The 19,549-nt window shown below is 72.9% G+C and carries 23 protein-coding genes; 13 read left to right on the top strand and 10 right to left on the bottom strand.

Translation table 11 applies throughout. The features are described from left to right. Positions 1 to 128: 128 nt before the first annotated feature. From ABZ818_RS04630 to ABZ818_RS04615, 4 genes are all read left to right on the top strand, one after another. The gene (locus tag ABZ818_RS04630) at positions 129 to 503 is read left to right on the top strand and encodes a BlaI/MecI/CopY family transcriptional regulator (RefSeq protein ID WP_361410751.1); all 375 of its coding nucleotides are present in this window, start codon (positions 129 to 131) and stop codon (positions 501 to 503) included. Then, positions 500 to 1,435, top strand: a complete 936-nt coding sequence (locus ABZ818_RS04625; RefSeq protein WP_361410748.1) for a M48 family metalloprotease — start codon at positions 500 to 502, stop codon at positions 1,433 to 1,435. The genes ABZ818_RS04630 and ABZ818_RS04625 overlap by 4 nt, the downstream gene beginning before the upstream one ends. 89 nt (positions 1,436 to 1,524) lie before the next feature. Then, positions 1,525 to 1,923, top strand: coding sequence for a VOC family protein (locus ABZ818_RS04620; protein WP_361410745.1), 399 nt, complete (start codon positions 1,525 to 1,527; stop codon positions 1,921 to 1,923). Between the two features lie 60 nt (positions 1,924 to 1,983). Beyond that, the gene (locus tag ABZ818_RS04615; RefSeq protein WP_361410742.1) at positions 1,984 to 3,054 is read left to right on the top strand and encodes an adenosine deaminase; all 1,071 of its coding nucleotides are present in this window, start codon (positions 1,984 to 1,986) and stop codon (positions 3,052 to 3,054) included. Here ABZ818_RS04615 and ABZ818_RS04610 read toward each other — a convergent pair. Next, positions 3,036 to 3,551 (bottom strand): DinB family protein, encoded by a 516-nt coding sequence (locus tag ABZ818_RS04610; RefSeq protein ID WP_361410739.1) that lies wholly within the window; start codon positions 3,549 to 3,551, stop codon positions 3,036 to 3,038. The two genes, ABZ818_RS04615 and ABZ818_RS04610, sit on opposite strands and share 19 nt — an antisense overlap. 52 nt (positions 3,552 to 3,603) lie before the next feature. Next, positions 3,604 to 4,497: a LysR substrate-binding domain-containing protein gene (locus ABZ818_RS04605; RefSeq protein WP_361410736.1), complete on the bottom strand. Its 894-nt coding sequence runs from the start codon at positions 4,495 to 4,497 to the stop codon at positions 3,604 to 3,606. 129 nt (positions 4,498 to 4,626) lie between these two features. Between ABZ818_RS04605 and mgrA the strand changes: the two genes are divergently transcribed. Both mgrA and ABZ818_RS04595 read left to right on the top strand, forming a co-directional pair. Further along, positions 4,627 to 5,619, top strand: a complete 993-nt coding sequence (gene mgrA, locus ABZ818_RS04600; RefSeq protein WP_361410733.1) for an L-glyceraldehyde 3-phosphate reductase — start codon at positions 4,627 to 4,629, stop codon at positions 5,617 to 5,619. 502 nt (positions 5,620 to 6,121) lie between these two features. Next, positions 6,122 to 6,532 (top strand): hypothetical protein, encoded by a 411-nt coding sequence (locus ABZ818_RS04595; RefSeq protein WP_361410730.1) that lies wholly within the window; start codon positions 6,122 to 6,124, stop codon positions 6,530 to 6,532. Here the strand turns inward: ABZ818_RS04595 and ABZ818_RS04590 are convergent. Then, a complete protein-coding gene (locus ABZ818_RS04590) occupies positions 6,516 to 7,697 on the bottom strand; it encodes a streptophobe family protein (RefSeq protein ID WP_361411174.1) in 1,182 nt (393 codons plus the stop codon). The two genes, ABZ818_RS04595 and ABZ818_RS04590, sit on opposite strands and share 17 nt — an antisense overlap. A 234-nt stretch (positions 7,698 to 7,931) precedes the next feature. Between ABZ818_RS04590 and ABZ818_RS04585 the strand changes: the two genes are divergently transcribed. Then, positions 7,932 to 8,387 (top strand): ATP-binding protein, encoded by a 456-nt coding sequence (locus ABZ818_RS04585; protein ID WP_361410727.1) that lies wholly within the window; start codon positions 7,932 to 7,934, stop codon positions 8,385 to 8,387. Positions 8,388 to 8,443: 56 nt separating this feature from the next. On the opposite strand, the gene ABZ818_RS04580 is transcribed toward ABZ818_RS04585, so the two are convergent. Next, positions 8,444 to 9,328 carry an RNA polymerase sigma factor SigF gene (locus tag ABZ818_RS04580; protein WP_361410724.1) on the bottom strand — a complete coding sequence of 295 codons (885 nt, stop codon included), beginning with the start codon at positions 9,326 to 9,328 and terminating at the stop codon, positions 8,444 to 8,446. A 348-nt stretch (positions 9,329 to 9,676) separates the two neighbouring features. On the opposite strand from ABZ818_RS04580, the gene ABZ818_RS04575 reads away from it, so the two are divergent. Then, a complete protein-coding gene (locus tag ABZ818_RS04575) occupies positions 9,677 to 10,105 on the top strand; it encodes a helix-turn-helix transcriptional regulator (RefSeq protein WP_361410721.1) in 429 nt (142 codons plus the stop codon). A 67-nt stretch (positions 10,106 to 10,172) separates the two neighbouring features. Here the strand turns inward: ABZ818_RS04575 and ABZ818_RS04570 are convergent, their stop codons facing one another. The 3 genes from ABZ818_RS04570 to ABZ818_RS04560 all read right to left on the bottom strand — a co-directional run bounded on the left by ABZ818_RS04570 (position 10,173) and on the right by ABZ818_RS04560 (position 12,747). Next, a complete protein-coding gene (locus ABZ818_RS04570) occupies positions 10,173 to 10,775 on the bottom strand; it encodes an ATP-dependent Clp protease proteolytic subunit (protein ID WP_225079247.1) in 603 nt (200 codons plus the stop codon). A 1-nt stretch (position 10,776) separates the two neighbouring features. Then, a complete protein-coding gene (locus ABZ818_RS04565; protein WP_361410717.1) occupies positions 10,777 to 11,433 on the bottom strand; it encodes an ATP-dependent Clp protease proteolytic subunit in 657 nt (218 codons plus the stop codon). A gap of 111 nt (positions 11,434 to 11,544) precedes the next feature. Next, a complete protein-coding gene (locus ABZ818_RS04560) occupies positions 11,545 to 12,747 on the bottom strand; it encodes an epoxide hydrolase family protein (protein WP_361410714.1) in 1,203 nt (400 codons plus the stop codon). A gap of 121 nt (positions 12,748 to 12,868) precedes the next feature. On the opposite strand from ABZ818_RS04560, the gene ABZ818_RS04555 reads away from it, so the two are divergent. Further along, complete coding sequence (locus ABZ818_RS04555; RefSeq protein WP_361410711.1) at positions 12,869 to 13,351, top strand: VOC family protein; 483 nt, start codon at positions 12,869 to 12,871, stop codon at positions 13,349 to 13,351. A 91-nt stretch (positions 13,352 to 13,442) separates the two neighbouring features. Here ABZ818_RS04555 and ABZ818_RS04550 read toward each other — a convergent pair whose 3' ends face one another. Further along, the gene (locus ABZ818_RS04550; protein ID WP_361411172.1) at positions 13,443 to 14,450 is read right to left on the bottom strand and encodes a zinc-binding alcohol dehydrogenase family protein; all 1,008 of its coding nucleotides are present in this window, start codon (positions 14,448 to 14,450) and stop codon (positions 13,443 to 13,445) included. Between the two features lie 190 nt (positions 14,451 to 14,640). Here ABZ818_RS04550 and ABZ818_RS04545 point away from each other — a divergent pair, with 190 nt between their 5' ends. The 4 genes from ABZ818_RS04545 to ABZ818_RS04530 all read left to right on the top strand — a co-directional run bounded on the left by ABZ818_RS04545 (position 14,641) and on the right by ABZ818_RS04530 (position 17,912). Continuing rightward, on the top strand, positions 14,641 to 15,438 hold the full coding sequence (locus ABZ818_RS04545) for a VOC family protein (protein WP_361410709.1): 798 nt from the start codon (positions 14,641 to 14,643) through the stop codon (positions 15,436 to 15,438). 81 nt (positions 15,439 to 15,519) lie between these two features. After that, a complete protein-coding gene (locus ABZ818_RS04540) occupies positions 15,520 to 16,224 on the top strand; it encodes a ribonuclease H (protein ID WP_361410706.1) in 705 nt (234 codons plus the stop codon). Between the two features lie 117 nt (positions 16,225 to 16,341). After that, positions 16,342 to 17,325 carry an aldo/keto reductase gene (locus ABZ818_RS04535; RefSeq protein ID WP_361410703.1) on the top strand — a complete coding sequence of 328 codons (984 nt, stop codon included), beginning with the start codon at positions 16,342 to 16,344 and terminating at the stop codon, positions 17,323 to 17,325. Between the two features lie 89 nt (positions 17,326 to 17,414). Further along, positions 17,415 to 17,912, top strand: a complete 498-nt coding sequence (locus tag ABZ818_RS04530; protein WP_361410700.1) for a DUF6328 family protein — start codon at positions 17,415 to 17,417, stop codon at positions 17,910 to 17,912. Between the two features lie 16 nt (positions 17,913 to 17,928). Here the strand turns inward: ABZ818_RS04530 and ABZ818_RS04525 are convergent, their stop codons facing one another. Next, complete coding sequence (locus ABZ818_RS04525) at positions 17,929 to 18,354, bottom strand: SsgA family sporulation/cell division regulator (RefSeq protein ID WP_361410697.1); 426 nt, start codon at positions 18,352 to 18,354, stop codon at positions 17,929 to 17,931. Between the two features lie 127 nt (positions 18,355 to 18,481). Beyond that, positions 18,482 to 19,441: a threonine/serine dehydratase gene (locus tag ABZ818_RS04520; RefSeq protein WP_361410694.1), complete on the bottom strand. Its 960-nt coding sequence runs from the start codon at positions 19,439 to 19,441 to the stop codon at positions 18,482 to 18,484. Positions 19,442 to 19,549 lie beyond the last annotated feature (108 nt).

Raw genomic sequence — 19,549 nt, 5'->3', positions numbered from 1 at the left:
CGGCCATTCCCGGCGGCTCCTTCCATAATGGGCGGGCGGCGAGGCCGCGAGCGGATCACGGCGCCAGACTGACTACAATCATGTAGACGATCTACGACTGTGGGCGACGACGGGGTGAGGAAGTACCCATGACCGACGACGACAAGGACGAACGCAGGCCGGCCGGCGAGCTCGAAGCCAGCGTCATGGCCGTCCTGTGGGCGGCCGGCGCGCCCCGGACCCCCGGCCAGGTCCAGCTGGGCCTCGGCGCCGGGCTGGCCCGCACCACGGTCACCACCATCCTGACCCGGCTGCACGACAAGGGCGTGGTCGAGCGTCGCCGCCAGGGCCGGGGGTACGCCTACTACCCCGTCCAGGACGCGCACGGGCTGACCGCCCGCCGCATGCACTCCGAGCTCGACCGCGACACCGACCGCGAGACGGTCCTCGCCCGCTTCGTCGCCCAGCTCAACCCCGACGACGAGCGCGTCCTGCGCGACCTGCTCGAATCAGGTGAGCGATGACCCCATCCCTGCTTCTGCTCCTGCCCCTGCTGCTGCCGTTCGCCGCGCCGGCGCTGGCCCGGCGCGCGCTCGACCGCCTCGCCCCCGTCACCGCGCTGTGGATGATCACCCTCTTCGCGGTCGTGCTCGCCGGCTGCTCCCTCGCCGCGCTCGGCGCCTTCGTCCTCACCGGCCTGCTCAAGCTGCCCCTCGTCGCGGCGCTGGGCGAGCTCGTCCACCCGCTGCCCACCGCCTCCGACCTGGTGGTCGTCCCGACGGCCGCGATCTCCGTCGGGGCGCTCGCCGTGTGCGCGTGGACGCTCGGACGCGCCGCGCTCAGGGAGTTCCGCGCCTTCCGCAGCGCGCAGACGGAGGCCGGCCGCAGGCCCGCCGCCGGCGACCTGTGCGTGGTGGACTCCCCGCACCCGGACGCCTACGCGCTGCCCGGCCGCCCGCACCGCATCGTCGTCACCACCGCGATGCTCCGCAGCCTCGACGCGGCCGAGCGCGAGGCGCTGTTCGCCCACGAGCGGGCCCACAACCGGGGCGGGCACCACTACTTCCTGGCCGCCGCCGAGCTCGCCGCCCACTGCCATCCCGCGCTGCGGCGGGTCCGCGGAGCGATCCGCCTCGCGGCCGAGCGCGCGGCCGACGAGGCCGCGGCCGCGGCCGTCGGCGACCGCCGCCTGACCGCCCGCGCCATCGCGCGCGCCGCCCTGGCCGGCCAGGAGGCCCGCTCCGTGCGCCCGGAGTTCGCCCCCGCCGCCACCTCCGGCCCGGTCCCGCATCGCGTCAAGGCCCTCCTGGCCGCCCCGCACGTCACGCGCCGCGCCGCGACCCGGATCGCCGCACTGCTGATGGCCTGCGCCGCGGTCTCCTTCGCCGCCTCGGCGACCGGCATGATCGACTTCCATCACCGGGTCGAGGTCGCCCAGGGCGACACCTCCCGCTGAACCCCTGCCGACCGGAGCCCGGGATGACTGGCGCCCATGACGTTTTACGTATAACCTCACCCGACGATCGCCCGCTCCGAAAGGCCCCGATGAGACGCATCGCCCTGATCACCCTCGTCGTCGACGACTACGACGAGGCGATCCGCTTCTATACCGGAGCGCTCGGCTTCCGTCTCGCCGAGGACGCCCCGCGCCCGGACGGCTCCCGCTGGGTCGTCGTCGAACCGGGCGACGGGGCCGGGACCGCCCTGCTGCTGGCCCGAGCCGGGACCGCGCCCCAGCGCGCCCGGGTGGGCGACCAGACCGGCGGACGCGTCGGGTTCTTCCTGCACACCGACGACTTCGCCCGCGACCACGCCCGGATGCGGGCGGCGGGCGTGACCTTCCTGGAGGAGCCGCGCCGGGAGCCGTACGGCACGGTCGCCGTCTTCGAGGACCTGTACGGCAACCGCTGGGACCTGCTCCAGCCCGCCCCTGGCGCGGGCTGACCCGCCGAACGCCACCACCGCCGAACACCACCCCCGCTCGACTGCCCTAGGAAACGCCCCATGACCGCGCCCCGCATCGACACCGACACCCTCCGCCGGCTCCCCAAGGCCGTGCTGCACGACCACCTCGACGGCGGCCTGCGCCCCGCCACCGTCGTCGAACTCGCGGACGCGGTCGGCCACACCCTGCCCACCACCGACCCCGCCGAACTCGCCGCCTGGTACTACGACGCGGCCAACTCCGGCGACCTGGTCCGCTACATAGCCACCTTCGAGCACACCCTCGCCGTGATGCAGAACCGCGAGGGCCTGCTGCGCACCGCCGAGGAGTACGTCCTGGACCTGGCCGAGGACGGCGTCGTCTACGGCGAGGTCCGCTACGCCCCCGAACTGATGGTCAACGGCGGGCTGACCCTCACCGAGGTCGTGGAGACCGTCCAGGAGGGCCTCGCGGCGGGCATGGCCAAGGCGGCGGCCCAGGGCACGCCCGTCCGGGTCGGCACGCTGCTGTGCGGCATGCGGATGTTCGACCGCACCCGCGAGATCGCCGACCTGGCCGTCGCCCACCGCGACGCCGGTGTCGTCGGCTTCGACATCGCCGGCGCCGAGGACGGCTTCCCACCCGCCGACCACCTGGACGCGTTCGAGCATCTGCGCCGCGAGAGCGTGCCGTTCACCATCCACGCCGGCGAGGCGCACGGCCTGCCCAGCATCCACCAGGCCCTCCAGGCGTGCGGCGCCCTGCGCATCGGGCACGGCGTGCGCATCACCGACGACATCGTCGACGGCAAGCTGGGCCGGCTGGCCGGCTGGGTGCGCGACCGCCGGATCGCCCTGGAGATGTGCCCGACCTCCAACCTCCAGACCGGCGCCGCCACCTCGATCGCCGAGCACCCCATCACCGAGCTGAAGGACCTCGGCTTCCGGGTCACCCTCAACACCGACAACCGCCTGGTGTCCGGCACCACGATGACCCGCGAGATGTCCCTCCTGGTCGAGCAGGCGGGCTGGACGGTCGAGGACCTGCGCACGGTCACCGTCAACGCCGTCAAGAGCGCCTTCATCCCCTTCGACGAGCGCGTGAGCCTGATCCGCGACGTGGTGCTGCCGGGCTACGAGTCCGCGCTCTGAAGCAGCCCCCTGACGTAGGCGGCCTGTCCGGCGTGCTGGAGATCGTCGGACAGGACGCTGACCAGGCGCACGCCCAGTGTGACCGGGGGGTCCCAGCCCTCGTCGACGACGCTTTCCAGGCCCTTGGCGGTCAGTTGGCGCAAGGCCGTCAGGGTCTGCTCGTGCACGGCGTCGTAGTAGCCGGTCAGCAGCTCACCGGAGTCGACCCGTACCTCCGCGACCTTCGCCGGACTGTGCCCGTAGCCGGTGTCGTGGCGGTTCAGGGGGAGTCCGAAGCGCTTCTGCCAGTCCCGCGCCAGCCACACCTGGTCGAGGCCGAAGGCGTCGGCGACATGGTCGTCCTGTACGCGCGTGAGGTGCCAGACGAGCCAGGCCACGGAGTTGGCGTCGGCGGCGGGACGAGAGTTGAGCCAATCGGCCGGCAGGCCGTCGACGACGGCATGGACCTCTTCCCGGATGCGGCCGTAGCCCTCGATGAGGATGTCCTTCGCGTGCATACGTCCACCTTGGCGCATCGCTTCCCGTCCCGCGTCCGGAACTCGGACTCCGTCAGACGGCTCCGGGCTCTTCCGGCCGGAGCAGGGTGATCAGGGCGCGGGCCGCCGGACTGGTGGCCTGTGCCGACGGCAGCAGGGCGACGGTCTCGTACTCCGTCTCCGCGGCGCCCTTGAGCGGCAGCGCGGTGAGCGTGGGCCGCTTGTGCCGGAAGTGGCGGGGGACGACGGCGATGCCCAGGTTCTCGTCGACCAGGTCGAGCAGGCTGTGCACGTCGTTGACCTCCAGGGCCACCGTGCGCCGGACGCCCGCCGCGGCGAAGGCGGCGTCCGTGGTCCGGCGCGGCCCCCAGTCCGGGTGGAAGTCGACGAAGACCTCGCCGTCCAGGTCCCGCGGCGTCAGGACGGCCTCGGCCGACGCGAGCCGGTGCCCCGGGTGGCACAGCACCGTCATCGGCTCGCCGGCCAGGGACACCGAGCGCAACTGGTCGGTGTCCGCGCGGGTCCGGTAGGCGAAGGCCAGGTCGAGCCGGCCGGCCGCGACCTCCTCCGCCAGCGCCCCCGAACCCGTCTGCCGCAGCCGTATCTCCACATCCGGATGCCGTCGCCGGAACGCGGCGAGCAGCCCGGCCACGTGCACCCCGGCGATGCACTGCTCGGTGCCCAGCGAGAGAGTGCCGCGCAGCACGCCCTGTACCGCCGCCACCGCCTCGTGCGCCGCCCGCACCTGCGCCAGGATCCGCTGCGCCTCGCCGAGCAGCGCGCGGCCGGCCTCCGTGAGCGTGACCCGGCGTGTGGTGCGCACGAACAGGGAGGTCTGCAACTCCCGCTCCAGCGCCCGGATCGACGCCGAGAGCCCCGACTGGGAGACCATCAGGCGCTCCGCCGCCCGGGTGAAGTGCCGGTCCTCGGCGACCGCGACGAAGTGCTGGAGATGACGCAGTTCCATGATTGAGCAGCGTAACCGTTGAATCCCATCGGATTCTCCTGTTGGACCGCTGCCCACGGGACACGCGAGAGTGGGGACACCGGTTCCGCCGGAACCGTTCACCCCTGTGCCAACCCTGATGGAGTCGCGTTGTTCACCGCCCACCCCGACCGCTACGCGGACATGCCCTACCGGCGCACCGGACGCAGTGGCCTGAAGCTTCCCGCGCTGTCGCTCGGCCTGTGGCACAACTTCGGCCCGGACCGCCCGGTCGACACCCAGCGCGCCATCCTGCGCCGCGCCTTCGACCTCGGCGTCACCCACTTCGACCTGGCCAACAACTACGGCCCGCCGCCCGGCGCCGCCGAGTCCGCCCTCGGCGACGCGCTCCGCGCCGACCTCCTGCCGTACCGCGACGAGTTGGTGATCTCCACCAAGGCCGGCTACCTGATGTGGCCCGGCCCGTACGGCGAATGGGGCTCCCGCAAGTACCTGCTGTCCTCGCTCGACCAGAGCCTGAAGCGGATGGGCCTGGAATACGTCGACGTTTTCTACTCGCACCGCCCCGACCCGGACACCCCGCTGGAGGAGACCATGGGTGCCCTGCACTCGGCGGTCCAGCAGGGCAAGGCGCTCTACGTCGGCGTCTCCAACTACTCCGCGGAGCAGACCCGCGAGGCCGCCAGGATCCTGGGCGAACTGGGCACCCCCCTGCTGATCCACCAGCCCCGCTACTCGATGCTCGACCGGCGCCCCGAGGAGGAGGGCCTCCTGGACACCCTGGACGAGCTCCAGGTCGGCTCCATCGCCTACTCCCCGCTGGAGCAGGGCCTGCTCACCGACCGTTACCTCGACGGCATCCCCGAGGACTCCCGGGCGGCGAGCGACAGCCCCTTCCTCGACTCCGCCGCGGTGACCGGCGAACTGGTCGGCAAGCTGCGCGCGCTGGACGAGATCGCCAAGTCCCGTGGGCAGTCCCTGGCGCAGATGGCGCTGGCCTGGGTGCTGCGCGGCGGACGGGTCACCTCGGCCCTGGTCGGCGCGAGCAGCCCGCGACAGCTGGAGGACAGCGTCGCCGCGACGCGGTCCCTGGACTTCGACGCGGAGGAGCTGGCCCGCATCGACGCGCTCGTCGCGTCGTAGGACGCCTCCGGCCCACGACGCGGGCCGGACGCGCGCTCGTACCGGCCCCGGTGGACACTCCGCCGGGGCCGGCCCTCGTCGCCGGGCGGGCACCCGGTCACCTCGTGCCCCGACGGGCACCCGGTCGAGGAAGCCGAGTACGGTCCGGATCCTGCCCTCGGCGTCCAGGGTGACCACGTCGGACCCGGCGAATGAATCAGCCTCCATCGAGGTCGTCAACGCTGGTCGGAGCCCGGGTCCCGGTGATCGGCGACCCGATGGGAGCACCCTGCCGCGCGGGTGTCGCCGGGGTCGATCACCGCGCGGGGCATGCCCGCGCGGTCACGGACTGTGGCGCTTTCGGCCACCTGGCGTGATGAATATGCCAGGAGACTGGCTGGAAAGTCGTGGTGACAGTGGTTCAGTAGTGAACATACTCGAATTCAGGGGCACTTCACCGCATAAAAGCCGTACGCAGGGCGAGGCGGGGCCGGCCGGGCGGCGACGCTACGGGGGAGGAGCAGTGCACGACGAATTCCTGTGCCATGTCACCGCGTACGGGGTGTGTGACGGCCGCCGCATCGGCGTACCGCTCGGCACCTACCGGGCGCCCACCCTGGCCCTGGCCCTGTGGTGGCTGCGTGACCGCGCCTCCTGGATCGCCGAGCGGCTCGACCCCGGCCCCGACACCCCCCATGTCCCGCCGGGCGCTCTGGTCCCGGTGCCGGAGTCCGTGCCCGACGTCCCCGGCATCCTGCGGGCCTGGTGCGCCGACGTTGCTCAACAGGGGATCGCGGCCGACGAGTTGACCGAGGGAAGGCTGGTGCGGATCGCCGCCAGTGACGAGACCACGGAGTACGAGCTGCTCGCCGAGTCGGTGGACGCGCTGCGCATGCACCGGACCCTGCCCGCGCTCGTCATGCCGATGGCCTGACCGCCCGGTGACGTGACCGGTGCGCCGGCAGAGCACCCAGGAAGCCCGTGACCAGACCCCACAGGGCAGCGAGGCCCAGCGCACCCCAGAACCGGGGACGCAGCAGCAGCTCTCCGGAGAGGTTGCCGCCCACGTCTCCGATGCCGAGGAGCGACAGACCGTAGTGCGCGGAGATCCGGCCCACGGCACAGATCGTCAGGACCGTCAGCACCAGGGCGACGGCCATGCGCAGGGCGTGCCGCCAGGCCGGCGTCCCGGCCGGGGAACGCGCCGCCATCAGGAACGCGGCACCCAGCAGCAGCACCGCGTCCACGACCACCAGCCACCACACCCGCCCGTCGTGCTCGGCGAGCGTGCGCAGGTTGAGCGTGGAGACGTCCGGCGTGCGCAGCACCTGATCGAGCAGCCGCGGCATCGGCAGCCCGAACGGGCCGTCCACCCGGCCGTCCCAGGTGGCTCCCAGGCCGATGGTGAACACCGGCCAGACGACGTTCGGCAGCCCGAGCAGGATCACGGCGAAGTGCTCCGCCGGGCGCCCGCGGGTGGCCGCCGTCACCAGCGCGACGACCAGTCCCACGGCCACGCACGCGAGCAGCAGGGCCACCATGGCGTACGCCGCCGGACGCACCGACTCCCGCCATCGCAGCAGCCGCGTCGGCAACGGCGCCCCGGGTGCCACCAGCAGGGCCAGTACCAGCACGCCCGCCAGCCACAGCAGCCCGAAGAGCACGGTCAGCGGCACCTGCGCGGCGAAGCCGACCTCCGGCGCGGCGCCGAACAGGCCGCCGATGGCGCCGAGCACCCCGTTGCCCAGGTCGATGGCGAAGGTCTGCCGGGCACCCAGCGCCAGACCGATCAGCGCGAGCAGCCACAGGACGGCGATCCGGGCGGCCCACCCGGCCAGTTCCCGCGCCCCGGCCACCGCACGGTGCCGCAGCGGCCGCAGAAAGGCCGCGGCGACGACGAGCGCGCCGGCCAGCGTGACCGACAGCGGCATCACCGTGATGCCCGCGTGGGTCCGGGCGAGATCGCCCGCGTCGCCCGACAGCTCCACGCTGCCGCCGACCGCCGTCACCAGGGTCGCGGCGACCACCCGGGGGAAGGCGTTGTCGGGGAGGCCCGCCGCACCGGCCGCCCACAGCCCGAGCGCGGCGACCGCACCCATGGCCACCACCGCGGCCAGTACCGTGGCCAGGGCCTGTGCCCAGCCGTGGCGGGCCGCCGACGGGACCGGGGGACTCACGGGGCTCACACCGCAACGCTATGCAGGACCCCGGCGCCGCGCCTGCCGGAAGGTCCGTCCGCGTCCGCCGGCGGGCGGGGACTGCCGGGCGCGGCTCGGGGTAACAGCACAGGTGCAGCAGTGTCCGGCCTGGCCGGCTTCCCGAGAGAGACACGCATGACCGACCATCTGGACGGGGCAGTGATAGCGACTGGCTTCGACGTTCCCGTGGAACCGCTCAGGCGGGCGACGCACTACACCGGCGAACCGGGTTGCATCGCCGAGGCGCGTTCCTTCGCCGCGCACTTCCTGGAGCAGCTCAGGACCGAGTGGTGCGCCGAGATCGGCCGCCGCTGCGGCGACGCGCTCATGCTGGTGGTCAGCGAACTGGTCACCAACGCCGACCGGCACAGCGACGGGCCGTACATCCTGGAACTGGAAGGTACGGACAGCGCGGTGAACGTGTGCGTGTACGACAGCAGCGCCGTACTGCCCCGGCGCTTTCCCCGGGATCCGCGGCGCGTGGGCCGGCACGGCCTGGAGATCGTGCACGCGCTCGCACGGGAAGTGACCGTGGAACGCGTCCCGGTGGGCAAGCGGGTCCGCGCGCTGGTCGAGCTCGGCGGCGAGTGACCGGCGCGACGGCGCGAGTGACGGACGCGTGACCGGCGCGGGCGCGCCGGTGGGCCCTAGGCGCAGCCCAGTTCGCCGAGCATGCCCTGGCGCAGTTGGGTGATGATCCGCTTGATCAGCCGGGAGACGTGCATCTGCGAGCAGCCGAGCCGTTCGCCGATCTCCGCCTGGGTGGCCTCCTCCACGAACCGCAAATGGATGATCTCCCGGTCGCGTTCACTGAGCCCGGCCACCAGCGGCGCGAGGGCGTGGAAGTCCTCGACCAGCCTGATCCCGTCCTCCTCCACGCCGATGAAGTCGGCGAGCACCGCCTCGCCGTCCTCGGGTCCTTCACCGGTGAGGGCGGCGTCCAGCGACGCGGAGTTGTAGCCGTTGGAGGCGATCTGGGCCTCGACGACCTGGTCCTCGGAGATGTTCATGAGCGTGGCGAGCTCGGCGACCGTCGGGTCCCGGTCCAGGCGGCTGGACAGCTCCTCGCGCGCCCGGGCCAGTTCCACCCGCAGCTCCTGAAGCCGCCGCGGCACGTGCACCGCCCACGTGGTGTCGCGGAAGAACCGCTTGATCTCGCCGACGATGTAGGGCAGGGCGAAGGAGGTGAACTCCACCTCGCGCGACAGCTCGAACCGGTCGATGGCCTTGATCAGGCCTATCATCCCGGTCTGGACGATGTCCTCCATGTCGTCGCCGCGGTTGCGGAACCGGCCGGCCGCGAACCGCACCAGCGACATGTTCATCTCGATGAGCGTGTTGCGGGCGTACTGGTACTCGTGCGTGCCCTCGTCGAGTTCGGTCAGGCGCCGGAAGAAGTGGCGGGACAGCTCGCGCGCGTCACGCGGAGCGACCGACCGCGGGTTCTCCACCCCCGGCAGCGGCTCGCCACCCGTCACGGCCTGCCGGGTCTCCTCGACCGCTGCCCCGGACCGGATCACGGTGGTGTCCATCGCCTCTCCCACGTAAGTCACGGCTCGCCCTCTGCCTCGTCGGCCTGCGTACGTCTTTTCCGGCGCCGGCGGCACCGGGCGGTTGCGCGACCCCCGGGTACCCGGCCCGCCGCAATGTATGCGCGCCGCCCGGCCTCGGGGGGTCGTGCTCCACTCCCTGCCTGCCGGGCCGTTGGAGCTGCGGATACCCGCAGTGACCCGGCACATGCCCTTCGTGTGCCGGGCGGCGCGAATTCGCCGGTCCGAGGCGGGGATCACGGGGGATGAGGAGGGAGGCCCGGCCGCGAATTCACCCAGGGCGCAACCGCCCTCCCTTCCGCCCGCGTTCGGGACTCCTAGGCTGAGGGGATGAGCGAACGAGCGCCGAACCAAGCCCGCGTCATCCCTCTGCGCCCGCCGGCCGCGCGCCCGGGGCCGTCCCGTCCGGCACCCGAACGTCCCGCGCAGGGCCGCACCCCGGCGGCGGCGCCCAGGGAACCCCTCTGGCGCGATCTCGTCGGCGACGTCCTGCGCCGCGAGCGACGGGCGCAGGAGCGCACGCTCAAGGACGTCGCGGACGCGGCGCGGATCTCGATGCCGTATCTGTCGGAGATCGAGCGCGGCCGCAAGGAGGCCTCCTCGGAGGTCCTCGCGGCCGCGGCGCAGGCGCTCGGCTTCGGCCTCGGCGACCTGCTCTCACTCGCCCAGGACGAGCTGGCGCGGACCGCACGAAGCGGCGCCGTGCGCGGCCGCGGCCCGTCCGTCCCCCGTTACGACGGACTCTGCCTGGCCGCCTGACGGCCGCACCCGGGCCGGCGCCTCGGAGCCGCGAGCCGGACCCGCGGGAGGCGCCGGCCCGCGCGGGTCAGACCCGCGCGAGGCGCCGGCTCAGCACCTCGTCCGCCAGCCCGTACGCCACCGCCTCCTCGGCGGTGAACACCTTGTCGCGGTCCATGTCCGCGCGCAGCGTCGCGGCGTCGTGGCCGGTGTGCCGGGACAGCACCTCCTCGACCTGGGAGCGGATCCGGCTCATCTCCCTGGCCTGGAGCGCCAGATCGGAGACCGTGCCCTGCCGGCCGCCGGTGGCCGGCTGCCCCAGCAGCACCCGGGCGTGCTCCAGCACGAACCGCCGTCCCGGGTCGCCGCCCGCCAGCAGCACCGCCGCCGTCGAGGCCGCCTGCCCCACGCAGAACGTGGAGATCGGCGCCTGTACGAACGTCATCGTGTCGTAGATGGCCATCAGCGAAGTGAACGATCCACCGGGCGAGTTGAGGTAGATCGCGATCTCCTGGTCCGGAGCCGCCGACTCCAGGTGGAGCAGTTGGGCGATGACCACGCCCGCGACGCCGTCGTCGATCTCGGTGCCCAGGAAGACGATGCGTTCGTTCAGCAGCCTGCTGAACACGTCGTAGGACCGCTCACCCTGCGCGGTCCGCTCGACCACGTACGGAACCGTGTACGACCCCATGTCACAACCCCATCCGTCGGCGCGAGTGGGCCGGGCGGATGTCGGCGAGCGACTCCACCACGCGGTCCACCATCCCGTACTCCCTGGCCTGTTCGGCGGTGAACCAGCGGTCCCGGTCGCCGTCCCGCGAGATCGTCTCCTCGCTCTGCCCGGTGTGCTCGGCGGTGATCCGCTCGATGGTCCGCTTGGTGTGCTCCAGGTTCTCCGCCTGGATCTCGATGTCCGCGGTGGTGCCGCCGATGCCCGCCGACGGCTGGTGCATCATGATCCGCGCGTTCGGCAGCGCGAACCGCTTGCCGCGAGCCCCCACCGCGAGCAGGAACTGGCCCATGCTGGCGGCGAATCCCATCGCCAGTGTCGACACGTCGTTCGGGATGAGCCGCATCGTGTCGTAGACGGCCAGCCCCGCGGTGACGGATCCGCCGGGGCTGTTGATGTACAGGGCGATGTCGGTGCGCGGGTCCTCGGCCGACAACAGCAGCAGTTGGGCGCACACCCGGTTGGCCGACACCTCGTCGACCTGGGTGCCCAGGAACACGATCCGCTGGGCGAGCAGCCCGGCCGCGAGGTCGTCGTCGAACCGGCTGGGCGGGGTGTCGTGCTCCTCGGCGCGCGGTGCGAGCGCGCCGGGTGAGAGCAGTGCGGTCGGTGGGGTCATCGGGTCTCCTTGTCGTGGCACGGATGCCGTCGACCCCACTGTCGGCCCGGAGCCACCGCCGCGTACGTTTTCTCTGCCGGTGGCAGATTCGCCACCGGCAGAGCGGCCCCGTCAGCCCTTCTCGCGCAACTGCCGGAAGAACGCCCGCACATCCGTGACCAGCAGGTCCGGCTCCTCCAACGCCGCGAAGTGACCGCCCCGGTCGAATCGCGTCCACCGCACGATGTTCTCGGTGCGCTCCGCCCTGTGCCGCAGCGGGACCTGCAACTCGGCGGGGAAGACGGCGACCGCGGTCGGCGCGGTCGACGGCTCGGCGGGCGCGGCGGCCCGGCCGGAGGCGTGCGCACGCTCGTAGTAGATCCGCGCGGACGAACCGGCAGTCCCGGTCAGCCAGTACAGCATCACGTCGGTGAGCAGCCGGTCCCGGTCGACGGCCTCCTCGGGCAGCTCCTCGGAGTCCGTCCACTCGCGGAACTTCTCGACGATCCAGGCGAGTTGGCCGACCGGCGAGTCGGTGAGCGCGTACGCCAGGGTCTGCGGGCGCGTCGCCTGCAGCACCGCGTAGCCCGTGCCCTCCCGCTGCCAGGCGTCCCAGCGCCGCCACGACGCGAGCGTCCGCTCCCGCTCCTCCGAGCCGAGCCCGGCCAGCTCCTCCCCGGTCGGCTCGGTGGACTGCTGCGCGCCCGGCAGCAGATTCAGGTGGACGCCGATCACCCGGCCGGGGTGGGCGCGGCCCAGCTCGCGGGAGACCGCCGCGCCCCAGTCGCCGCCCTGCGCGCCGAACCGCTCGTAGCCGAGCCGCCGCATCAGCTCGGCCCACGCGTCGGCGACCCGTCCCGCCTCCCAGCCCCGCTCGGTGGTGGGTCCGGAGAGCCCGAAGCCCGGAATGGTCGGCAGTACGACGTGGAAGGCGTCGGCCGGGTCGCCGCCGTGGGCGGCCGGGTCGGTGAGCGGGCCCACGATGTCGAGGAACTCGACGATCGAGCCCGGCCAGCCGTGCGTGACGACCAGCGCGGTGGCGTCCGGCTCCGGGGAGCGGATGTGGGCGAAGTGCACGTTCGCCCCGTCGATCGTGGTCGTGAACTGCGCCCACCGGTTCAGCAGCGCCTCGGCCGCCCGCCAGTCGTAGTCGTGCCGCCAGTACCGTACGAGCTCGCGCAGGTAGCCGACGGGAACGCCGTAGTCCCAGCCCGCGCCCGGAAGCTCGTCCGCCCAGCGGGTGCGGTCGAGGCGGTCGTGGAGGTCGTCCAGATCGCTCTGCGGGACGCTGAGCCGGAAGGGCCGGATGCCGTCGGCGGTCGGTGACGTCGTCATGCCCGCGATGCTAGTTCGGGCCGCCGAAGCACCCCGCGGATTTTCTCCGGATCCGCCGATGAGTTTCGCAGCGCGGGCCGGTCGATACACATGACCGCGTCGCACACTCCAGGAGGAACCCGTGGCCACCGAAGGATTCACCACCTGTCTCTGGTTCGACGGCCAGGCCGAAGAAGCCGCCCACTACTACGTCTCGATCTTCAAGAACTCCGCCATCGGACGGATCGGCCGCTACACGGAGGCCGGGCCCGGCCCGGCCGGATCGGTGATCGCGGTCGACTTCGTGGCCAACGGCCAGAAGTTCGTGGCGCTGAACGGCGGTCCCCAGTTCACGTTCAACGAGTCGATCTCCTTCCAGATCTACTGCGAGAGCCAGGAGGAGATCGACCACTACTGGACCAAGCTCACCGAGAACGGCGGCGAGCCCGGCCCCTGCGGCTGGCTCAAGGACAAGTACGGCGTCTCCTGGCAGGTGATCCCGGACAAGCTCATCGACATGATCGGCGACCCCGACGCCGAAAAGGCGGCCCGCACCACGCGGGCGATGCTCGCCATGCGCAAGCTCGACATCGCCGCCTTGGAAAGGGCCTACGCGGGCGAGTGACGGCGGGCGGCGGGGCCGGTCCACCCATCCGGGGGAGTGGACCGGCCCCACCCTTGCGTGCACGGGCCCGGCGCGAGGTGCGGGCCCCGGGTCAGGACAGGTCGTTCACCAGCACCGCGGCCCCGTCGAAGCGACCGGCCTTGAGGTCCTCCAGCGCCTGCGGGGCCTGGGAGAGCGGATAGGTGTGCGTGGTGGCGCGCACCCCGTGCCGGGCGGCCAGGGCGAGGAAGTCCCGGCCGTCCTCGCGCGTGTTCGAGGTGACGCTGCGCAACTCCTTCTCGTAGAAGAGCTCGCTCTCGTAGTGCAGCGGCGGTGTGTCGCTGAGGTGGATGCCGGCCACCGACAGGACGCCGCCGCGGTCGAGGGCCCGCAGCGCCACGGGCACCAGATCGCCCACGGGGGCGAACAGGATCGCGCTGTCCAGCGGCTCGGGGGGCACCGCGTACGCGTCCTGGGCCGAGGCCGCGCCCAGTTCCAGCGCGAGCCGCCGCGCGGCCGCCCCGCGGGTCATGACGTGCACCCTGGCACCCGCCGCGAGTGCCACCTGCGCGCACAGGTGGGCGCTGCCGCCGAACCCGTACAGGCCGAGGCGCCCGTCGGGCGGCAGCGCGGCCCGGCGCAGCGCCCGGTAGCCGATGATGCCCGCGCACAGCAGCGGCGCGAGCGCGACGTCGTCGACCTCGCCGGGCAGCCGGTAGGCGAAGGCGGCCGGGACGGTCGTGTACTCGGCGTAGCCGCCGTCTACGTCCCAGCCGGTGTACCGGGAGGCCGGGCACAGGTTCTCCGCGCCGCGCAGACAGTACGCGCAGGTGCCGTCGGTGCGGCGCAGCCAGGCCACGCCCACCCGGCCGCCGGGCGCGAAGCCGTTCACCGCCCGCCCCTGACCCGCGACCACGCCCACGACCTCGTGGCCGGGTGTGACCCCGGGCCTGTGCACCGGCAGATCGCCCTCGGTCACGTGCAGATCGGTGCGGCACACCCCGCACGCGCGCACGTGCACCAGCAGCTCGTCGTCCCCCGGCACGGGAATCGGCTTCTCCGTCAGCCGCAACGGGCGCTCCTCCACCGGCCGGGGCCCGGTCACCGTCCACGCACGCATCGTGCCGTCCGTCATCCCGCCGTCCGCCATCTCGCGCCCCGTCCGCCTAAGGCCGCCCGGTCCACCCGTGTCCGGTACACCCCTGTCCGTCCCAGTGTGGAACAGGCGAGCCCGCTCAGCGCGCGACCGGACCCGGCAGTCACTAGCGTGAGGGCGGAAACACATCACCGAACGGGAGAGGGCGGCGGCCATGGCGGTACGACTCGAGGGAACCCCCTGCTGGGCCGATGCGATGTTCAGCGACCTCGAGGGGGCCAAGAGCTTCTACGCCGACGTCCTCGGCTGGACCTTCGGCGAGTCCTCGTCGGAGTACGGCAACTACACCCAGGCCTACGCGGACGGCAAGGCGGTGGCCGCCGTCGTACCGCCCATGCCCGGGCCGGAGGGGCAGTCGCAGTGGTGCCTGTACTTCGCCTCGCCGGACGCCGCCGCCACCGCCCGCAGGATCCGCGACAAGGGCGGCGAGGTGCTGATGGAGCCCATGCAGGTCGGCGACTTCGGCACCATGTGCCTGGCCCGGGAGCCCAGCGGCGCCGTGTTCGGCGTGTGGCAGGGCGGCACCCACGAGGGCTTCGAGGCGACCGCGGTGCCCGGCGCCTACTGCTGGGCGGAGGTCTTCACCCGCGAGCCCGCGAAGGCCGACACCTTCCTCTCAGCCGTCTTCGGCTACACCGCCAAGCAGCTCCAGGACGAGGCGATCGACTTCCGCCTGTTCGAGGTGGGCGGCCAGACGGTCCTCGGCCGGATGACGATGACGGACGACTTCCCGCCCGAGGTGCCGTCGTACATCAACGTCTACTTCACCGTCGCGAACTGCGACGACGCCGTCGCCGCCGCGACCAGCCGGGGCGGTGTGCTGCGGTTCGGTCCGCACGACAGTCCCTTCGGCCGGTTCGCGGCGCTCACCGATCCGCAGGGTGCGAACTTCTCGGTGATCGACATCACCACGACGCAGGGGGAGAAGCCGCAGGTGGCGGAGGTGTCCTAGTGCTGCGACCGGAAAGGTTCACCGGCAAACCTTTCCCGTCACGGCACTGGGCGGCGGTCCGAAGGGTCCGGCCGGCGTGGCATGATCGGGCCCATGCGTGAACGTGTGGTGGCCGCCTGCGACGGGGCGTCGAAGGGAAATCCGGGTCCGGCGGGCTGGGCGTGGGTCGTTGCGGACGATGCCGGGACCCCTGTCCGCTGGGAGGCGGGAGCACTCGGCACCGCCACCAACAACGTCGCCGAACTCACCGCGCTGGAGCGGCTGTTGACGGCGACCGACGCGGACGTGCCACTTGAGGTGCGGATGGACTCGCAGTACGCGATGAAGGCCGTGACCACCTGGCTGCCCGGCTGGAAGCGCAACGGCTGGAAGACGGCCTCGGGCAAGCCGGTCGCCAACCAGGAACTGGTCGTGCGCATCGACGAGCTGCTCCAGGGCCGCTCGGTCGACTTCCGCTACGTGCCCGCCCACCAGGTCGACGGGGACCCGCTGAACGACTTCGCCGACCGGGCGGCCAGCCAGGCGGCGAGCGTGCAGCAGTCCGCGGGCAGCGCCCTCGGCTCGCCGGAGCCGCCGCCCGCCGCCCCCGCGTCCGCCGCCCCGCGTCGCCGCGCGAACGGGACCAAGGCGGCACGGCCGCGCGCCGGCAGCGCCTCGTCCCGCACGATCAAGGCGAAGTTCGCCGGCCGCTGCGTGTGCGGCCGCTCCTACGCGGCCGGTGAGTCCATCGCCCGCAACGACCAGGGCTGGGGCCACCCGGAGTGCCGCACGGCGGCCGCCGGATAGCCCCGGTCGGCGCGCACGGGGCGCCCGCCCTCGCGGCCGTTGCCGGCGCTCCTGCCCGGGTGAGCACCCGGAGCGGCCCGGCCCGCGCGGGCGGACCGCTGATGACAGACTGTCGCCATGGACGAACGTGAATTCGGCAGGTCGCACCAGCACACGTCGGTCGTCGGGCTCGGCACCTGGCAACTGGGCGCCGACTGGGGCGACGTGGACGAGAAGGAAGCCCTCTCCGTCCTGGAGGCGGCCGCCGAGTCGGGGGTGACCTTCTTCGACACGGCCGACGTCTACGGCGACGGGCGCAGCGAGTCGGTCATCGCCACCTTCCTCGGCAGCCGGCCGGACCACCACGTGCTGGTCGCCACCAAGATGGGCCGGCGCGTCGACCAGATCCCGGAGAACTACGTCCTGGACAACTTCCGCGCCTGGAACGATCGTTCGCGGCGCAACCTGGGCGTCGACCGCATCGACCTGGTGCAGCTGCACTGCCCGCCCACCCCCGTGTACTCCAGCGACGCGGTGTTCGACGCGCTGGACACCCTGGTGGAGGAGGAGCGGATCGCCGCCTACGGCGTCAGCGTGGAGACCTGCGCCGAGGCGCTGACGGCGATCGCCCGGCCGAACGTGGCCAGCGTGCAGATCATCCTCAACCCGTTCCGCATGAAGCCGCTGCGCGAGGTGCTGCCCGCGGCGCGGGAGGCGGGCGTCGGCATCATCGCCCGGGTCCCGCTCGCCTCCGGGCTGCTGTCGGGCAAGTACACCAAGGACACCGTCTTCGCCGCCGACGACCACCGCACCTTCAACCGGCACGGCGAGGCCTTCGACCAGGGCGAGACCTTCTCCGGCGTCGACTTCGCCACGGGCGTGGAGGCCGCGGCCGAGTTCGCCGCGCTCGCCCCCGAGGGCTGGACCCCGGCCCAGCTCGCGCTGCGCTGGATCATCCAGCAGCCCGGCGTCACCACGGTCATCCCGGGCGCCCGCTCACCGGAGCAGGCACGCGCGAACGCCGCCGCCGGGAAGCTGCCCCCGCTGGGCGAGGAGACCCTCGCGGCGATCCGGGACCTCTACGAGCGCAGGATCAAGGACCAGGTGGAGGTTCGCTGGTAGCAGCGGGTCGGGAACCGCTCGCCGGGGAACCCGCACGACACAGGGGCCGGGACGCGGGCCGGCCCCGGGGGCCGGAGCCGGGAGGCGCAATGGCGGTGACGGGAGACGGTGACGCGGGGCGCCGGGGGCGCCACGAGACCGAGGAGGAGCGGGCCGACCGCAGATGGGTGGAGCTGATCCAGGAGGTGCGGGTGGCCCAGACGGGTGTGCAGATCCTCTTCGGCTTCCTGCTCACCGTCGTGTTCCAGCCGAAGTACGACCACCTGAGCCACATCGACCAGGTGATCTACGTCGTCACCGTCGTCCTCGGCGCCGCGACGACCGGCGCGCTCACCGGCCCGGTGTCCCTGCACCGCCTGGTCGCCGGGCGCCGGATCAAGCCCCAGGCCGTGGCCTGGGCCTCACGGCTGACCTTCGTCGGTCTCCTCCTGCTGCTCGCCACCATGACCTGCTCCTTGCTGCTCATCCTCAGGGTGGCGACGCACGGGGGGTTCGTGTCCTGGCTGGTCGCCGCGGTGGTGGCCTGGTACCTGCTGTGCTGGTTCGCGCTGCCCCTGTGGACCCTGCGCCGCCACACCACCCGGTGAGGCGGCGGCACCTCGCTCAGCTCCCCGCGAGCACCTCCGCGAGGAAGTCGTCGATACCGGTCTCCTCCTCGCCCGGCGCCACCACGGCATGGGTCTCCCGCAGGAAGGCCGCGACGGCGGACGCCCACAGGAACACCGTCGCGTGCTGCCGTCCCCCGTCGGCGTGGGCGTCGCCGTAGAACTCCATGCACAGCTCCTCCGACGCGCCGCCGGCGACGGGGCGGAAGCGGACGTCGCCGACGCCGACCGGCTTCGTCAGCCCCTCGCCGAGCATGCCCCGGTCCACCTTCCACCGGGCCAGCACCCGCCCGTCGTGGGCGAAGACGACCGTGACGGCGAACGGGTCGTCGGCGTCGTACCCCAGGTGCGCCAGCACGGGGAAACGCTCCGTGCCGTACGCCTGCAACTGCACCACCAGACTCTTGTGCACCAACGCGTTCACGATTTCGGCCCTCCGAGGACGACATCGGGACGTAGAACCCTCTGGTACCCCTGATCCGTGCGAGATGCCCGGACATCCGACCGGATCTCCCCGTGCCGCGGCGGGACCGGGGCGCGCGGGGCGCGTGTCAGCGCAGTCCGAACCGGTCCGCCCAGGACATGACGTCGGCGACCGCCGCGTTGCCGCCGCACACCACCAGTCCGAGCCGGACGTCCGGGCCCATCCGCTCCCGCACGTGCCGGGCGGCCGGCAGCAGGCAGCCCGCCGCGGGCTCGGCCCAGACCTTGGCGTGCTCGGCGAGGTCGAGGCAGCCTCGCACGGCCTCCCGGTCGGGCACCACGAGCACCTCGTGGACGAGGGCGCGGACATGGTCGTACGTCAGCTGCGACACCGTCGGCGCGCTCAGCGTCGTCACGATCGAGGAGAGGGCGACCGGCACAGGGCCGCCGGACGCCAGCGCTGCGGACATGGCCTGGGCGCCCTCGGTCTCCACGCCCCAGATCCGCACCCCGGGCCGCAGTGCGTGCAGCGCCGCGGCGACGCCCGCGATCAGCCCGCCGCCACCGATGCTGACGAGCACGTCGGTCAGCTCGCCGGCGTCCGCGGCCAGCTCCAGGCCGACGGTGCCCTGGCCGGCGACCACCACCTCGTCGTCGAAGGGATGGACCAGGGTGAGCCCCTCGTCCCGCAGCCGTGCGGCCGTGGCGAACGCCTCGTCCATGCCGTCGGTCAGCCGCACCGACGCCCCGGCCTCCTCCGCGATCGCGACGGACCGGGCGGGTGCCGAGCGCGGCATGACGACGGTGGCCTTCACATGCAGCGCGGCGGCCATCACCGCGAGCGCGATCCCGTGGTTGCCGCCGCTGACCGCGACCACGCCCGCGGCCCGCTCCGCCTCGTCGAGCGACAGCAGTCGCGCCGTCGCGCCGCGCGCCTTGAAGGAGCCCGTGCGCTGCAGCAGCTCCAGCTTCGCGGTCACCGGGGCACCGAACAGCGCGGACAGGCCGGGACTCGGCACGGTCGGGGTGCGCACGACGTGTCCGGCGATCCGCTCGGCCGCAATTTCGATCTCCGAGATGCCGATCAAGGCAGTCCACCTTTCCGGCGCGGGTGGTGATCCGCGCCGACCCGACCCTCACCTGCCGGGGGCGCGCAGGTCAACAGGTCCGGCCCGATCCCGGCCCGCGAGAGGGGG

Source organism: Streptomyces sp. NPDC047453, assembly GCF_040643155.1.
Classification (GTDB): domain Bacteria; phylum Actinomycetota; class Actinomycetes; order Streptomycetales; family Streptomycetaceae; genus Streptomyces.
The sequence above is the reverse complement of the archived record's forward strand: the minus strand, read 5'-3'. Positions and strand labels throughout refer to the sequence as shown.

Excerpts from the sequence above, each read along its gene's own strand:
- ABZ818_RS04630 (WP_361410751.1), top strand. The coding sequence starts at position 129 with ATGACCGACGACGACAAGGACGAACGCAGGCCGGCCGGCGAGCTCGAA.
- ABZ818_RS04625 (WP_361410748.1), top strand. The coding sequence starts at position 500 with ATGACCCCATCCCTGCTTCTGCTCCTGCCCCTGCTGCTGCCGTTCGCC.
- ABZ818_RS04620 (WP_361410745.1), top strand. The coding sequence starts at position 1,525 with ATGAGACGCATCGCCCTGATCACCCTCGTCGTCGACGACTACGACGAG.
- ABZ818_RS04615 (WP_361410742.1), top strand. The coding sequence starts at position 1,984 with ATGACCGCGCCCCGCATCGACACCGACACCCTCCGCCGGCTCCCCAAG.
- ABZ818_RS04610 (WP_361410739.1), bottom strand. The coding sequence starts at position 3,551 with ATGCACGCGAAGGACATCCTCATCGAGGGCTACGGCCGCATCCGGGAA.
- ABZ818_RS04605 (WP_361410736.1), bottom strand. The coding sequence starts at position 4,497 with ATGGAACTGCGTCATCTCCAGCACTTCGTCGCGGTCGCCGAGGACCGG.
- ABZ818_RS04590 (WP_361411174.1), bottom strand. The coding sequence starts at position 7,697 with ATGGGTGCGGTCGCCGCGCTCGGGCTGTGGGCGGCCGGTGCGGCGGGC.
- ABZ818_RS04585 (WP_361410727.1), top strand. The coding sequence starts at position 7,932 with ATGACCGACCATCTGGACGGGGCAGTGATAGCGACTGGCTTCGACGTT.
- ABZ818_RS04580 (WP_361410724.1), bottom strand. The coding sequence starts at position 9,328 with ATGGACACCACCGTGATCCGGTCCGGGGCAGCGGTCGAGGAGACCCGG.
- ABZ818_RS04575 (WP_361410721.1), top strand. The coding sequence starts at position 9,677 with ATGAGCGAACGAGCGCCGAACCAAGCCCGCGTCATCCCTCTGCGCCCG.
- ABZ818_RS04570 (WP_225079247.1), bottom strand. The coding sequence starts at position 10,775 with ATGGGGTCGTACACGGTTCCGTACGTGGTCGAGCGGACCGCGCAGGGT.
- ABZ818_RS04565 (WP_361410717.1), bottom strand. The coding sequence starts at position 11,433 with ATGACCCCACCGACCGCACTGCTCTCACCCGGCGCGCTCGCACCGCGC.
- ABZ818_RS04560 (WP_361410714.1), bottom strand. The coding sequence starts at position 12,747 with ATGACGACGTCACCGACCGCCGACGGCATCCGGCCCTTCCGGCTCAGC.
- ABZ818_RS04550 (WP_361411172.1), bottom strand. The coding sequence starts at position 14,450 with ATGCGTGCGTGGACGGTGACCGGGCCCCGGCCGGTGGAGGAGCGCCCG.
- ABZ818_RS04545 (WP_361410709.1), top strand. The coding sequence starts at position 14,641 with ATGGCGGTACGACTCGAGGGAACCCCCTGCTGGGCCGATGCGATGTTC.
- ABZ818_RS04540 (WP_361410706.1), top strand. The coding sequence starts at position 15,520 with ATGATCGGGCCCATGCGTGAACGTGTGGTGGCCGCCTGCGACGGGGCG.
- ABZ818_RS04535 (WP_361410703.1), top strand. The coding sequence starts at position 16,342 with ATGGACGAACGTGAATTCGGCAGGTCGCACCAGCACACGTCGGTCGTC.
- ABZ818_RS04530 (WP_361410700.1), top strand. The coding sequence starts at position 17,415 with ATGGCGGTGACGGGAGACGGTGACGCGGGGCGCCGGGGGCGCCACGAG.